The organism is uncultured Formosa sp. (assembly GCF_947500765.1).
Lineage (GTDB): Bacteria > Bacteroidota > Bacteroidia > Flavobacteriales > Flavobacteriaceae > Formosa.
In genome coordinates this window covers 146,281-158,469 of sequence record NZ_CANMTH010000002.1, presented here as the reverse complement: position 1 = coordinate 158,469, position 12,189 = coordinate 146,281, and the positions used below count along the sequence as shown (strand labels likewise).

13 protein-coding genes and 1 riboswitch are annotated in these 12,189 nt (G+C 32.0%); of the genes, 3 read left to right on the top strand and 10 right to left on the bottom strand.

The window, feature by feature from the left end:
* Positions 1–147: 147 nt before the first annotated feature.
* Positions 148–591: a hypothetical protein gene (locus Q1B05_RS03775; protein WP_299777743.1), complete on the top strand. Its 444-nt coding sequence runs from the start codon at positions 148–150 to the stop codon at positions 589–591.
* Between the two features lie 40 nt (positions 592–631).
* Here the strand turns inward: Q1B05_RS03775 and Q1B05_RS03770 are convergent, their stop codons facing one another.
* From Q1B05_RS03770 to Q1B05_RS03735, 8 genes are all read right to left on the bottom strand, one after another.
* A complete protein-coding gene (locus Q1B05_RS03770) occupies positions 632–2,821 on the bottom strand; it encodes a TonB-dependent receptor (RefSeq protein ID WP_299777741.1) in 2,190 nt (729 codons plus the stop codon).
* 203 nt (positions 2,822–3,024) lie between these two features.
* Positions 3,025–3,116: riboswitch (TPP riboswitch) on the bottom strand.
* A 50-nt stretch (positions 3,117–3,166) separates the two neighbouring features.
* Positions 3,167–3,574 (bottom strand): alternative ribosome rescue aminoacyl-tRNA hydrolase ArfB, encoded by a 408-nt coding sequence (arfB, locus tag Q1B05_RS03765; protein ID WP_366944333.1) that lies wholly within the window; start codon positions 3,572–3,574, stop codon positions 3,167–3,169.
* Positions 3,575–3,576: 2 nt separating this feature from the next.
* Entirely contained in the window at positions 3,577–5,130 is a 1,554-nt protein-coding gene (locus Q1B05_RS03760) for a DUF4301 family protein (protein ID WP_299777733.1), read from the bottom strand.
* Positions 5,127–5,693 carry an ATP-binding protein gene (locus tag Q1B05_RS03755; protein WP_299777731.1) on the bottom strand — a complete coding sequence of 189 codons (567 nt, stop codon included), beginning with the start codon at positions 5,691–5,693 and terminating at the stop codon, positions 5,127–5,129. The genes Q1B05_RS03760 and Q1B05_RS03755 overlap by 4 nt, the downstream gene beginning before the upstream one ends.
* Complete coding sequence (pnuC, locus tag Q1B05_RS03750) at positions 5,654–6,286, bottom strand: nicotinamide riboside transporter PnuC (protein WP_299777729.1); 633 nt, start codon at positions 6,284–6,286, stop codon at positions 5,654–5,656. The genes Q1B05_RS03755 and pnuC overlap by 40 nt, the downstream gene beginning before the upstream one ends.
* Positions 6,270–6,530, bottom strand: a complete 261-nt coding sequence (locus Q1B05_RS03745) for a thiamine-binding protein (RefSeq protein WP_299777727.1) — start codon at positions 6,528–6,530, stop codon at positions 6,270–6,272. The genes pnuC and Q1B05_RS03745 overlap by 17 nt, the downstream gene beginning before the upstream one ends.
* A gap of 110 nt (positions 6,531–6,640) precedes the next feature.
* A complete protein-coding gene (locus Q1B05_RS03740) occupies positions 6,641–7,366 on the bottom strand; it encodes a geranylgeranylglyceryl/heptaprenylglyceryl phosphate synthase (RefSeq protein ID WP_299777725.1) in 726 nt (241 codons plus the stop codon).
* Between the two features lie 3 nt (positions 7,367–7,369).
* Entirely contained in the window at positions 7,370–7,996 is a 627-nt protein-coding gene (locus tag Q1B05_RS03735; RefSeq protein ID WP_299777723.1) for a 4'-phosphopantetheinyl transferase superfamily protein, read from the bottom strand.
* A 62-nt stretch (positions 7,997–8,058) separates the two neighbouring features.
* Here Q1B05_RS03735 and ahcY point away from each other — a divergent pair, with 62 nt between their 5' ends.
* Positions 8,059–9,375 carry an adenosylhomocysteinase gene (gene ahcY / locus Q1B05_RS03730; RefSeq protein ID WP_299777721.1) on the top strand — a complete coding sequence of 439 codons (1,317 nt, stop codon included), beginning with the start codon at positions 8,059–8,061 and terminating at the stop codon, positions 9,373–9,375.
* 192 nt (positions 9,376–9,567) lie between these two features.
* Here the strand turns inward: ahcY and rpmA are convergent, their stop codons facing one another.
* Together rpmA and rplU are read right to left on the bottom strand one after the other, a co-directional pair.
* On the bottom strand, positions 9,568–9,828 hold the full coding sequence (rpmA, locus tag Q1B05_RS03725; protein WP_299777719.1) for a 50S ribosomal protein L27: 261 nt from the start codon (positions 9,826–9,828) through the stop codon (positions 9,568–9,570).
* 42 nt (positions 9,829–9,870) lie between these two features.
* Positions 9,871–10,491: a 50S ribosomal protein L21 gene (gene rplU, locus Q1B05_RS03720; protein WP_299777717.1), complete on the bottom strand. Its 621-nt coding sequence runs from the start codon at positions 10,489–10,491 to the stop codon at positions 9,871–9,873.
* Positions 10,492–10,868: 377 nt separating this feature from the next.
* Here rplU and Q1B05_RS03715 point away from each other — a divergent pair, with 377 nt between their 5' ends.
* On the top strand, positions 10,869–12,188 hold the full coding sequence (locus Q1B05_RS03715; RefSeq protein ID WP_299777716.1) for a pitrilysin family protein: 1,320 nt from the start codon (positions 10,869–10,871) through the stop codon (positions 12,186–12,188).
* The last annotated feature ends 1 nt before the right edge of the window (position 12,189 follow it).

The window sequence follows — 12,189 nt, the reverse complement described above, 5'->3', positions numbered from 1 at the left end:
CTTCATCGTTTTAATTAAAAAAAATATGTTTCATAAACCACAGTTCATAAAACATAAAAAATCTCGCAGCACGAGATTAATCACAAATATACAAAATTTTTACAGCAAACTACTTTTTGTTGTAAATTGCAAATCGAATTTTTTACTATGAAAAAACTTTTTTTAGCGACAATAACCACCTTATTGATGGTGAATTGCAGCACAAATGACAGTTATGAAGACAACCCGTATATTCCAGATTACAGTTTTGATACGGGTACTTTAATTAATACCAATTTGCCCAAATATAATGCTTTAAATTTCCCAGGAAATTACATTCTTTTAGATAGTCCTTATGGTGTAAATGGTGTTGTTTTATATTATATTGGAGCAGGTATGTACACTGCCTTCGAACTTACAGATCCAAACCACGCTATTACCTCCTGCTCGACTCTAGAAGTGAATGGAATTATTGCCACATGTGATTGCGACGACGACAATTCTTATAATATTGTTAACGGATATCCTGAATCTGACACTACAGGAGAATACACGTTAAAACCGTATTTTGTTACAGTAAGCGGTACTACAATTAGAGTTTATAATAATTAATAAAAAAGGGCAATTCAATAATAGAATTGCCCTTTTTTATTTAAAATTTTAAAGTTGCTCCTACTAAAAAGTTAGTAGTTGCTTGCGGATAATATCCTGCACCTTCTATTGTTGTTATTGAAGTTGAACTACTCCAATCATCATCATAAGTGTAATAATAGCCATTAGACACATATTTTTCGTTAAAAATATTATTGACAACACCACTTAAAATAATTGACTTAAAAATAGATTTCATTTTAAATTCGTAAGTAATATTTAAATCATTTACAAAGTAACTATCTAATTTAGAAGTTTCAGAATCTGTGTTTCCCATATATTGTTCGCCCACAAACTTACTTAGCAATGAAACTTGAAATAAGGTATTAGGTTGAAAAACAATAGCATTTCCTAATACAATATCTGGAGAAAACGAGATATTTGTAGATCCAAAATCTTTCAGCACACCATCAAACGGAACATAAACTGATTTATTTTTATTGGTACTAAAAGTAATATTTGGCTGAATAGAAAATGCTTTAGTAATCCCTATGGCAGATTCTATTTCTAATCCTAAACGGTAACTTTCACCACTGTTTGTTCTAATTGGATTCCCAACATCGTCTATTCTGCCAGACAACACCAATTGCTCATTATACTGCATATAATACACATTTGCATTGAATTTAAAACGTTGTTTTTCATGTCTCCACCCTAATTCAAAATCGTTTAATTGTTCTGGTTTAATATCTGAATTATTCTGAAAATCGTCTCTATTTGGCTCTCTATTTGCACGTGCATAAGAAAAATACATATTATTATTTCCATCTAACTCATAAGTTACACCTGCTTTAGGATTAAAGAAATTATATTGTTCGTCTATATTTAAAGGTAAGAGATCAGAATCTATTCCGCTCGTTTTATAATCTACAAAACGCATTTGTAAATCTCCAAATAAACTCCATTGCGTATTTAATCTAAATGTTGCTTTTGCAAATACACTTAAATCTTTTTTCTTCCCATTACCATCGTAATAATGATCTCTTATTTCACTATTACTAGCATATTTAGACCAAATTATTTCTCCAAAATGGTCGCCATCATAGGTACTAAACGATCCTCCAAAAAAAGCATTTATATATTCATTTTTAAAATTCGCATTAGCATTAATTACATAAAAGTCATTATCTAACCAACGACGACGAATAATATCTGTAGCTTCAATGGTTTCTCCTCCAATGGTTACATTATTTAATCCATAATCTGCAAACTCTGCATCTTCTTTATATTGCTCAAAATACCCACTCCCTTTGGTATAATTTAAACCTAAATTAGTAGACCAATTGTTATTGTAACGCTCGTTCCAATGTAATTGATAGTGATCTTGTTGGTAATCGTCTACTTCATTATCGTAAAATTTTACGTTCCCCTCATCATCAGTGTAAATTCCTGCAGAATTATACGTTCTATCGTCTTTAAGCGTCTCTTTCTCAATACCATTCCAAGATTGATATGTGTTTTCATGCCCCCCAAAAACTACGGCTTTGATTAAGGTATTATCGTCTATATAAGACGCTTGTAAGAAATAAGATTTTAAATCTGTCGAGGCACGATCTACATAACCATCAGATTTAATAACAGATAAGCGTCCTGCAATTTCAATATGATTGTTTAATAAACCCGTGCTGAATTTTGTATTGTGTTTTCTCGTATTAAAACTACCAAAACTGTTAGAAATTTCTGCACTTGCGACTTTAGATACGGCATCTGTTAATACGTTTATACTTGCTCCAAAGGCTCCTGACCCGTTAGTAGAAGTACCTACACCACGCTGTAATTGAAGACTCTCTACAGACGAAGCAATATCTCCTAAATTAACCCAAAATGTACCTAAAGATTCTGCATCGTTATACGGAATTCCGTTAATGGTAACATTTGTAGATTGTGCACTTACACCACGAACACGAATTCCTGTGTATCCAATTCCTGCACCAGCATCACTGGTAGTAACTACCGAAGGCAAATAGTTTAATAACATTGGAAGATCTTGACCAAGATTACGCTTGGCCAAAGTTGCTTTATCTACGTTAGAGTGTGTAATTGGAGAAGTTGCCTGCACTCGAACTGCAGTAACCAAAACTTCGTCTAAAGTTTCGGTATTAACAGTTGTTGAATCTTGTGTTTTCTCTTCTTGAGAAAATGCTGAAATACCTGATATTAAACAGCATGCTAAAACAAAAAAATGTTTCATTCGATAATGTGTTAATCGAATAAAAAGAGGTCCTTATTCTATATTTTTAGATTGATTTTAATTTTGAGCACTTAAACTTATACGATATTGAAACTGTTATTTTTGATTTTAAATCATGACATGAGTAATGCATAACACGTTTAGATTTAGAAGTACAAAATAACATTGATAACTTTATCGCACTAGCTAAAATGTTTGTTAGACATTTTTTAATGCTCGATTCCTAAACAGCATTACCTGTTCTAGGTTCAATGGGTATGATCTCAGCCGATAATAGGCACCCCTTTATGAGAACGCTACAAATGTAGTAACAATTCTGGATAAATTAAATTTTTTTTATGAATTCTAATCTAAGTTTGGCTTACGTCTAGATGTTTTTCGCTCCGAGACCAGGCGCTTACTTTTAAGACGCTTTTTAATTGCAGATTTTGGAATTTTTGTAGTTCGTCTCTGTTTAGAAACTTTCAACCCTTCCTTTAAAATATATAAAAAACGACTGATAACCAATTCCTTGTTTTTATGCTGACTACGGCTTTCGCCACACTGTAATAATAACACCTGATTTTTAGTTAATCGAGACTGAAGTTTAGTTATGAGTCGTTCTTTTTGATTGTCATTTAATACTGATGATTCTAAGATACTAAAACTTAATTCTACTTTTGAAGCGACCTTATTTAAATGTTGCCCACCGGCACCAGAGCTACGTACGGCTTTAAAAGATAATTCTGAAATAAGCTGAGCATTATCAATCATAATTACATTTGATGAGCAGGTTTTAATAAATCTGCAACTGTTTTTACAGGATTAAAAGTCTCTAAAGGGACTTCTACAAAAACCGTATTCCAATTTGCCATAGCTCCATTCCATAATCCAGGTAATTCAAGAGCTAAAAGATCTTGTCCGCCTTTTGTTTTCTGAGTAATAAAACCTGTTTTAGGATCTACAAATTTCAACAAATTAAAAGTATTACCTTTATAATCTTTAGTACCGCAAACCAAATCTACTGGATTAAAATGGGTAGCCCCATTTAAGATATCTTTTTGAATGCTGTTATTTAAATCAATTTGTGCAGATTCTACAATTTGAAGCGATAGATTACCTCTGTGATCTTCTACCCAAAATGGACCACCTCCTGGCTCTCCCTCATTTTTAACCATCCCGCAAATTCTAATCGGTCTGTTTAATTTTTCTTTTAAATATTCAACCTGATATTGTAAAGCATATTTCTCAAATTCAATAGAAATATCAACATTTAATTTACGTCGTAAAAATTCGGCAATTTCAACCAATTCATTCTCATTTAACACGTTATTATCTAACTGTTGTAAATAAGTAAATACTTGTTCTTGAAGCTCTAAAAGCACCCCTGCAAGAACCTTTTTATATTCAACAATATTTTCCTTGAATTTAGAAACCACTACGTTGTCAATATTTTTTATAAAAATAACATCGGCATCTAAATCGTTTAAATTCTCGATTAAAGCGCCATGTCCAGAAGGTCTAAATAGTAAACTCCCATCATCTTCACGAAATGGCTCTTTTTCTGGAGTTAATGCAATTGTATCTGTTGATTGTTTTTGAAATGAAAATGAGATATTATAATCTAATCCAGTTGCCTTTTCTACTCGAGACTTAATCTTCTTAAACTCTGCTTCAAACTTATCATTATGAGTTTCTGAGATTGTAAAATGTAAATGTGCATTATTATTTGTTGATGCATAAGAAGCCGCTTCGAACAAATGCTCTTCAAAAGCCGTAGAAATATGATCATCGTATTTATGAAACGGCAACAATCCTTTTGGAAAAGCCCCGTAATCTAAATATTTTTCACCTAGCATCACGTTTACAAAAATCCATTTTTGTTTATCAGCATTGAAAGATTTATATTCAGGATAACTTTTAAGTATAACCTCGATTACTAAATCGTAAAAAGGTAATTTTTCTAATCCATCGAAAAATGAAATTAGATTTTTATCGTTGTTTTTTTCAGCATAAGCACTGAAAGACTCCTCACTTTCTGGATTGAAATTAGCAACAAAATTGAATAAATTTTTAAACATTCTAGTTGCAGCTCCAGAAGCAGGAACAAATTTTAAAACAGATATGTTATCGCGTTTTCCATCGTAAGCATCGACATAGTTTTTACGTGCTACTTCATCAAATTTTAAAATACCATGATTTAATATCGCTGGTGATTCTAAATCTATAAAAGGAATACCATTTTGAAATTGCTCTATTTGCGAATCTATTTTCTGCAAGGTTAAGCCCTTATTATCTATTTGTTTTAAATCTTGTTCTGAAAAGTTCATGTTTGCTTTAATATTAAATTGTCTATATGTTTTACGGCTAAATCGAAACGCTCTTTATACGTTCCTTTCAATAAAACATAGGGTTTATTGTAATCGATTAACGCTTTTTCAAAAGCATTAAACATAGTTTCTCTTTCGTTAGGTTTATCTCTCACATCATCTGCTACCCAAGGCATGTCAATATACGTTAAAAAGTATAAATTATAATGATTTTTAATTGCCGAAGCTGTTAAAACTTCATTATAAAACCCTTTGTAATAGAGTTCTGCATAAACCTTTGTCTCTAATAAATTGGTATCGCAAATTAATAGCTTTTCAACAACTTGGGTTAACTCATTCTCTAAAAAAATTTGCCCTTTTGCAATAGGCATAACATCTGCGGCGGTTAGCATTTCGTTATTTTTTAATTTTTCGAGAGCATATGTTCTTGAATATTCTGGTACAAAAACAGTATTATAATGCGTTGCTAATTGTTTTGCCAACACGGTTTTCCCTGTCGATTCTGGTCCAAACAAAACTATTTTTAAACTGTTTGAAGGTCTTTGCCTAAGGTATTCTTCCATGCGTAATATCCTGAAATTGCTATAAATGTAAATCCTAAATATTGTAGGCTTGTAAATGTAAATCCTTTATAAAAATAGAGCGGAATAGAAATAACATCGGCTATAATCCAAAAAATCCAATTCTCTAATTTTCGTTTTGCCATAAGCCACATTCCTACAAAAAATAAAGCTGTAGTGAGCATATCTACCCAAGCCGTCCAACTATTTAACTTATCAAAAACAGTATAAACCACATACACAAATACTATTGTAGCAAAAAATATTGCTACTCCTATTTTTTGTTCTTTAGCTGTCATTGTAGAAATAGGAGTTAATTGGTTTTCTCCTGTTTGCCGTGTCCAAACGTACCAACCATAAACACTCATTATAAAATAGTAAGCATTTATCATCATGTCTCCTAAGAGTCCCCAATGCAATAACAGGTACACAAAAATAAGCGTACTAACCATACCTGTTGGAAACACCAATATGTTATTCTTTTTAGAATACCACACCGATAAAAAACCAAAAATAACGGCAACAATTTCTAATACTATATTTATGGTTTGATAGCCTTCATATTGGCCAAAGAGGAAATTAAAAATTTGGGACATAGTCGCTTCTATCGCTCTTCACAATTTTCATATTTGCAATAACACCCTCTTGTTTTTCAAAAGATGTTCTTAAAGCGTCTGTTAGAAAAGGCATAACTTTATCAAAATCTCCATACACTTGAGTACTTAAAGGGTTTTCTAAAACCGTAAATTCTGATGCTCTTAAATCCTTTATAAACTCTTGTATTGGTGGCTCATAATCTGCATTTAAAGGCATTAAAGTTAATTCTACTGATATTTTCATGATATTTTAATTTTGATTAATTTATAATGAACAAAGATGTCATTTAACAATAACCAAAAATACTAAGGATTTTAGTTTATATGAATTAATTCCTATAATTATTTAAATGCTTACCAACGTTTTAGATCGTTGAATAGGTCTTCATTTTTTTCTAAAGCAGTACCAATAACAACAAGATTAGCGCCAGCATCAAAAGCGAGCTCCATTTGTGCTTTAGTTTTAATACCACCTCCAACAATTAAAGGAATACTTAAATCGTTACTTACGGCTTTTATTATTTCAGGAGAGACTGGGCTTTTAGCTCCACTACCCGCTTCTAAATACATAAGTCGCATGCCCAACAATTCTCCAGCTAAAGCAGTATTAACAATATTTTCGACATGCTTACACGACATAGGTTCTGTTTCAGTCACTTTTTGAACCATTGTAGTGACTCCATTTTCGATTAAAAGATATCCGGTTGGAATAATCTCTAAACTAGTTTCTTTTAATCTAGGAATAGCTTCTACGTGTTTACCTATTAAATACGCTGGATTTCTACCAGACAATAATGATAAGAATAATAAAGAATCGGCTTTATCTGTAATTTGTGCTACATCTCCAGGAAATAATACAACAGGAAGTTTTGTATGTCTTTTAATTTCTAAAACTAAAGGCTCTGTAAGGTCTATGGGAACCGTACTCCCACCAACAAAAATATAATTGGCAACAGATTGATTAATTTTTTTAACAAATTTCTCAACATCACTCAATCTAATTTTTTCGGGATCAACTAGTACTGCTAACTGTTTCCTGTTATTAAAAATGTTATTTAAAATATGATTTAATACGTTCATTATTTATGTCACGGTGTATACACAAGTAAAATCTTCTATCTCTAAAAAATAGATGTCGAAGCGCCTCTTGTTTTCTTTATAATCTATCCAAGCAATTGTTTTGCCTTCATTTAAATCAAAAGGTATCACCAAAATATGATTATGAAAACTTAATCCTGGTGTCGCATACAATTTATATAATGCTTCCTTTGCTCCCCAAATAACGGTAAGTTTTTTAACATAATCAATTTCATCTTCATTTAAGTAGCAAAATTCATAATTTGAAAATTTATGGGCTATTAATTTTACTTTTTCTCGATTTTTCTCAATATCTATTCCTGTTTTACTATCACTAATAATAACTCCAGAAAAATTAAACGAATGCGTTATCGAAATATATTTACCATCTTTTAAGTGTGGTTTACCATTTTCGTCGTAATACAAATCGAAATCTGTATATCCAAAAGCAGCTAAAAGATGTCTTACACTTAAAAACCCACGCCTATGAAGTTCACTTTTCATACCAAATACACGCAATAAACTATCGGGTTTCATCTTAACTCCTTGAAACAATTCATCATAAGATTCCGTGATCTTCCATATCTTAACAGTAGTTTGTGAATTAGGATGTAGTGTTTTATATACTGGCATTTATATTTCTCGTACTTATTATGTAACTTTGCGCTCTTAAATTTAGAGACAAATATACAATTATGAATACAAAAACGATTCCTTACGTACCATATAAAGTAAAAGACATGTCGCTTGCGGCTTGGGGAAGAAAAGAAATAGAGTTAGCCGAAGCTGAAATGCCAGGTTTAATGAGCCTTCGTGAAGAGTACAAAGAAAGCCAACCTTTAAAAGGTGCAAGAATTGCAGGATGTTTACATATGACCATTCAAACTGCCGTTTTAATAGAAACTTTAAAAGCTTTAGGAGCAGAAGTAACTTGGAGTTCTTGTAATATTTTCTCTACTCAAGATCAAGCTGCTGCTGCAATTGCTGAAGGCGGCACAGCTGTTTATGCTTGGAAAGGATTAAATGAAGAAGAATTTGACTGGTGTATAGAACAAACCTTATTTTTTGGTGAAGACAGAAAGCCTTTAAACATGATTCTAGATGATGGTGGAGATTTAACCAACATGGTTTTAGACAAATACCCAGAATTAGTTGATGGTATTAATGGTTTATCTGAAGAAACAACAACTGGAGTTCACCGTTTATACGAACGTATGAAAAATGGGACATTACCAATGCCAGCAATTAACGTAAACGATTCTGTTACAAAATCTAAATTCGACAACAAATACGGATGTAGAGAAAGTGCTGTAGATGCTATTCGTCGTGCTACAGATGTTATGCTAGCAGGAAAACGCGTTGTAGTTTGTGGTTATGGAGATGTTGGTAAAGGTACAGCGGCATCTTTTAAAGGTGCAGGAAGTATAGTTACTGTTACAGAAATAGATCCTATTTGTGCTTTACAAGCCTCAATGGATGGTTTTGAAGTAAAAAAATTAGAAACTGTAGTCTCTAATGCAGACATTGTAATTACCACTACTGGAAACAAAGATATTGTTCGTGGCGAACATTTTAAAGCTATGAAAGACAAAACAATAGTTTGTAATATTGGCCATTTCGATAATGAAATACAAGTAGGTTGGTTAAACGATAATTACGGAGATACTAAAAACACAATCAAACCTCAAGTTGATAAATATACAATAGACGGAAAAGATATTATTTTATTAGCCGAAGGTCGTTTAGTAAACTTAGGTTGTGCAACTGGTCACCCTAGTTTTGTAATGAGTAACTCATTTACAAACCAGACCTTAGCACAAATCGAATTGTGGACTAACAGAGACGCTTACAAAAACGAAGTATATATGTTACCAAAACATTTAGATGAAAAAGTAGCAAAATTACACTTAGCTAAAATTGGTGTTGAACTTACAGAGTTAAAAGCAGACCAAGCAGAATACATTGGAGTAACTGTTGAAGGACCGTTTAAACCTGAGTATTACAGATACTAAATAGAAGCAAGTTGCACTATTAAATTAGCAACTATTTTATAAATATTAAAAATCCCAAGCGTATTTCGTTTGGGATTTTTTTTATGGGTTATACTGAAGTTGATTTAATTTAAAAAAATATAAATAAACCGAAACACAAAAAGTCCTTGCAAATAATTGCAAGGACTTTAATATTGTAAAGAAAATTATTTCTTAAACCTCGAAAGGAACTATAGAAACGTAAGACTTGTTGTCTTTCTTCTTTGTAAATTTCACAACACCATCTACTTTAGCATGTAATGTATGATCTTTACCTCCATACACATTTTCACCTGGGTGATGTGTATTTCCTCTTTGTCTTATGATGATATTTCCTGCGATTGCGGCTTGACCTCCAAAAATCTTAACACCTAAGCGTTTTGATTCTGATTCTCTACCGTTCTTAGAACTACCTACCCCTTTTTTGTGAGCCATTGTCTTAAGGTTTTATATTGTTAATAATAATGAATTTGAAAATTACTTTTCAATTCCACCGTCTAATTTGTCTTGTAATACTTTTAACTCATCCCATTTACCATCTGCAGCTAACTGAGCTTGTTTAGGCCAAGTTTCTGTAACGATGTGAGATAATCTTGAACTAGCAGCAGTTAATACTTCGCTTAATTTCTCAGCTGGTGTATTTGCTACTTTAGCGAAAGTATCGATTCCTGCATTTACTAAAGCTTCAGCAGCCTTAGGTCCAGCACCTTCGATTTTCTTTAAATCATCTGCTTTAGTAGCAGTTGCTTTTTTAGCTTTTGTTGCTGGTGCAGCTTTTTTAGCTCCAGAAGCAGCAATGCTTTCAATTACGATTTCAGTAAGAGCTTGACGGTGACCATTTTTAACACGGTAACCTTTACGTCTCTTTTTCTTGAAAACAATAACTTTATCACCTTGAAGGTGTTTTAAGATTTTTGCACTTACTTGTGCTCCATCTATAGCCGGGGCGCCTAAAGTAATATTGTCACCGTCTCCTATAAGAAGTACATTATCAAATGATACTGCATCTCCTTCTTCAGAAGCTAAACGGTGAACAAACACTTTTTGGTCTTTTACAACTTTAAATTGTTGCCCTGCTATCTCTACAATTGCGTACATAGCGTAACGTTTTATTTATTAATTTTATTCAAAAATGAGTGCAAATATACTCCTAATTAATTAAACAACAAATGTTTTCTATAAATAGAAACAAAAAATATGCTCTTTTTAAAAATTTTGCATTAAAAACAAGACAAGTTTCTTAATATCAATATTTTGTTATCTTTTATTACAAACAATTAGCTACTTAAAATAGTTATTCTTTACAGAATTAATAAATGTATCCTTCATATTTACCAATTCATAAAAATATATATTTTTTTAACAGATTACACTTCTAAAAAGTAATCATTCCTTATTTTCGCTTAAGTATGTAACTATTACATATGCTATTAGACATATCAATAAATCAAAAATCAACTTAACACAAACTCACAATGAAAAAATGCTTATTTTCTTTAGCTTCTTTGTTGCTTGTAGGTCATTTGGCTACAGCTCAAAAAGTTGAATTTGAAGAGTACGATTTGGACAACGGACTGCATGTTATCCTACACCAAGACAATTCTGCTCCAGTTGTAACGACTTCGGTAATGTACCACGTAGGAGCTAAAGATGAAAATCCAGAAAGAACAGGATTTGCCCACTTTTTTGAACACCTATTATTTGAAGGTACAGAAAATATTGAACGTGGAGAATTTATGAAAATTATCCCTGCAAACGGTGGTAAATTCAATGCTAACACTACAGACGACAGAACCTATTATTACGAAGTTTTCCCTTCTAATAAAGTAGAACTAGGCTTATGGTTAGAGTCTGAACGTTTAATGCATCCTATTATTAACCAAATAGGTGTAGACACACAAAACGAGGTGGTAAAAGAAGAAAAACGTATGCGTGTAGATAACCAACCTTACGGAAAGTTTTTAGAACAAGTAAAAGTTAATCTTTTTAAAAAACACCCATACCGATGGACAACTATTGGTAAAATGGAACACTTAGATGCTGCAACGCTTCAGGAGTTTCAAGACTTCAATAAAAAATATTACATTCCAAACAATGCTGTCTTAGTTGTTGCTGGTGATATAAATAAGTCTGAAGTTAAGAAAATGATTAAAGATTACTTTGGTCCAATTCCAAAAGGAACTCCTATTGTAAGAAACTTACCAAAAGAAAATCCTATTACCACAGAAATTGATGCTAAAGCTTACGACAGCAACATTCAAGTGCCTGCTATTATTGAAGCTTACAGAACACCATCTTACAAAGCCAAAGACTCTTATGTTTTAAATATGATTTCTCAATATTTAAGTGGCGGAAAATCGTCTAAACTATACAAAAAACTTGTAGACGAAAAAAAGATGGCTTTACAAGTTGGAGCGATGAATATTAGTCAGGAAGATTATAGTGCTTACATTATTTACGGACTTCCGTTAGGAGATATAAAACTTACAGATTTAACGAAAGAAATCGATGAAGAAATTGTAAAAATTCAAACCGATTTAATTTCAGAAAGAGATTACCAAAAACTACTTAATCAATTTGAAAACCAATTTGTAAACTCAAATTCTAGTGTCGAAGGTATTGCAAGCTCTTTAGCAACTTATTATCTACTTTACGACGATGTTAATTTAATTAATAACGAAATTAATATTTACAGATCTATTACCAGAGAAGATATTCAAGCTGTTGCTAAAAAGTATTTAAACACTAACCAAAGGTTATTATTAGAATACTTACCGGAAGAGAAAAAGCAATAAC